The sequence below is a fragment of the Neorhizobium sp. BT27B genome, from assembly GCF_050455485.1.
Lineage (GTDB): Bacteria > Pseudomonadota > Alphaproteobacteria > Rhizobiales > Rhizobiaceae > Neorhizobium.
The window spans coordinates 1-2,537 of the sequence record NZ_JBCIYT010000034.1 but is presented as its reverse complement, the minus strand read 5'-3'; the positions used below and the strand labels follow the sequence as shown (position 1 = coordinate 2,537).

General features: G+C 58.8%; 3 protein-coding genes. All 3 read left to right on the top strand.

Going from position 1 to position 2,537, the window contains the following annotated elements:
• The first annotated feature begins 36 nt into the window (after positions 1 to 36).
• The 3 genes from tnpA to tnpC are packed head-to-tail and all read left to right on the top strand — an operon-like array spanning position 37 to position 2,459.
• A complete protein-coding gene (gene tnpA / locus AAIH70_RS30900) occupies positions 37 to 483 on the top strand; it encodes an IS66-like element accessory protein TnpA (RefSeq protein ID WP_430038163.1) in 447 nt (148 codons plus the stop codon).
• Positions 464 to 817, top strand: a complete 354-nt coding sequence (tnpB, locus tag AAIH70_RS30895; RefSeq protein WP_112507472.1) for an IS66 family insertion sequence element accessory protein TnpB — start codon at positions 464 to 466, stop codon at positions 815 to 817. The genes tnpA and tnpB overlap by 20 nt, the downstream gene beginning before the upstream one ends.
• Positions 818 to 869: 52 nt before the next feature.
• Positions 870 to 2,459 carry an IS66 family transposase gene (gene tnpC / locus AAIH70_RS30890; RefSeq protein WP_430038160.1) on the top strand — a complete coding sequence of 530 codons (1,590 nt, stop codon included), beginning with the start codon at positions 870 to 872 and terminating at the stop codon, positions 2,457 to 2,459.
• Positions 2,460 to 2,537 lie beyond the last annotated feature (78 nt).

The window sequence follows — 2,537 nt, the reverse complement described above, 5'->3', positions numbered from 1 at the left end:
TGTGGTGTCCACTTAAAAAGAGGTGGACACCAAGTTATGGATGAAGGTCAAAAGCTCGCGGTACGGCTGGTCGGTCGGAATGGAAGACGCCGCTTCGATCAAGGGTCGAAGGATCGCCTTGTTGCTGCCTGCCTTGAGCCCGGCGCATCGGTATCGAAACTAGCGCGAGAACATGGGGTCAATGCGAACCTCGTTTGGAAATGGATCAGGAAGCACACCCAGACCTATCCATTATCGCCGTCTTCGATATCTGCGTTTGTCCCCGTTCAGGTCGCCGCTTCCAGCAGGGAGTTCGACATTGAGATGCCTGCGGTGGATCGCGAAAAGCGATTGCCGAGAACCGACAGGAACGGTCCTCTTTCCTCTCCAGCGAAGGTGAGCGCGTCACTGCCCAATGGTGTGAGACTGACGCTGGAGTGCAATGATCTCAAAGGATTGACGGCGATAATCGGAGCGTTGGGTCATGTTCAGACTGGGCGCTGATCTGAAGGTCTACCTGCATCGGGAACCGATCGACTTCCGGGCCGGCATCAACAGCCTTGCGGTTCTGGTCCAGGAGACGATGGCATTGGACCCGTTTGCCCCTGCGGTGTTTGCCTTCTGCAATCGCCGACGTGACCGGATGAAGCTGCTGTTCTTCGATCGGTCAGGCTTTGTGCTCGTGCTGAAGCGGTTGACGGAGGATAAGTTTAGATGGCCGCGCCGAGAGGTGGCGGTGGTTACACTGACGACCGAGCAACTGCACTGGATTCTCGACGGGATCGATATCGATGCGATGATCCGCCATCCCGTGCGGCAATATCAGATCGCCGGCTGAGGTGGCGCATTGATCTGTTGACGCGGCTACGCGGTTCAGATTCAAAACCGGGATGACCCGAGCCGGCGAACCTGATGTAGCAGAGCTGATGGCGCAGTTGGCGGCAAATGCCGCCGAAATCGCTGCGCTCAAGGCCGAGAAGGAAGTGCTCTCGCGACGGGTCGTCAAGCTGGAAGAAGAACTGGCGCTCGCAAGGCTGCATCGATTTGCACCCCGCAGCGAAAAGCACGTCGATCGCCTCTTCAACGAAGCCGAAGAGGCCGCAGACGCGGATGATCCTGACGATGGCGACGACGTCGCCGACCTCCCGGATACAGGCCTGCCAGCAGTCGAGAGTGTCGCGGTTAAAAAGCGAGGCCGCAGACCTCTGCCGGAAGACTTGCCGCGCGAGCGTGTCGAATACGACCTTCCTGACGATCAGAAAGCTTGCCCTTGTTGCAATGGCCAAATGCATCGTATGGGCGAGGCCGTGACCGAGCAGCTCCATATCGAGGTCAAGGCTAAGGTTCTGCAGAATGTGCGGTTCAAATACGCCTGCCGCCATTGCGACCGCACCGGGATCAACACGCCTGTGGTAATCGCACCGATGCCGCCGCAACCCTTGCCGGGTAGCATCGCCACCGCCTCGACGCTGGCCTTCGCGCTCGTCCACAAATACGTCGACGGCACACCGCTCTACCGCGTGGCGCAAACGTTCAAACGGGCCGGCGTTCCGATCAGCCGGGGTGCTCTCGCGCACTGGGTGATCGGTTCAAGCGAGAGGCATCTGCATCGCATCTACGATGTGCTGAGGCTGAAGCTTCAGTCGCAGCCTCTCATTCATGGCGATGAGACGACAGTTCAGGTGCTGAAGGAAAAGAACAAGGAAGCCACCAGCACCTCCTACATGTGGGCATACCGCAGCAGCGAGGCCAGCGCCGAGCCGATCGTGCTTCTCGATTATCAACCGGGCCGCGGTCAGGTCCACCCGAAGACCTTTCTCGGCGACTACCGCGGCATATTGGTGAGCGACGGCTACACAGCCTGGCGCACATTGCATGGCGCAACCCATGTCGGATGCATGGCTCATTCACGGCGACGCTTCGTCGAGGCTCTCAAAACCCGGAAAAATGGAGGCGGACCACCGGAACAGGCGCTCCGGTTCTTCGAGCAGCTCTACAGGATCGAAAAGCAGGCGCGAGAGAGCAAGCCCAACGCCGGTGAAACGCAGGCCGATTGCATTCGCCGTTTCCGACAACAGCACAGCTTGCCTGTCCTGAACGCACTCAAGTCATGGCTCGACAATATCGCGCCGAAGGTCGTGCCAGATACCAAGCTCGGTGATGCCGTCTCCTACACCCTGAACCAATGGGATTACCTGACGCGCTACATCAGCGACGGCAGGATGCCGATCGATAACAACATTCTGGAACGCGACATCAGAGTTTTTGCGACCGGAAGAAAATCGTGGCTGTTCAGCGACACCGCTGACGGAGCAAAGGCCAGCGCCGTGATCTACAGTCTGATGCTGACCTGCCGCGCCTGTGGCGTCGACCCACTCATCTGGCTGCGCCATGTGCTCACTGAGTTGCCGCAGCGCGACGAGAATGCCGACATCGGCGACCTAATGCCCTTCAACTTCTCCAAGGCCTCCGCTGCCTGACAGACCAGGATATCGCTTCGAAAAGGCGCTGGTTCAGAGATGCCGCCTACGGCAAGGTGCATGGAAAATCGCGCTTAC

Bases quoted from the DNA above. Each gene is read 5' to 3' on its own strand.
- tnpA (WP_430038163.1), top strand. From the start codon at position 37: ATGGATGAAGGTCAAAAGCTCGCGGTACGGCTGGTCGGTCGGAATGGA.
- tnpB (WP_112507472.1), top strand. From the start codon at position 464: ATGTTCAGACTGGGCGCTGATCTGAAGGTCTACCTGCATCGGGAACCG.
- tnpC (WP_430038160.1), top strand. From the start codon at position 870: ATGACCCGAGCCGGCGAACCTGATGTAGCAGAGCTGATGGCGCAGTTG.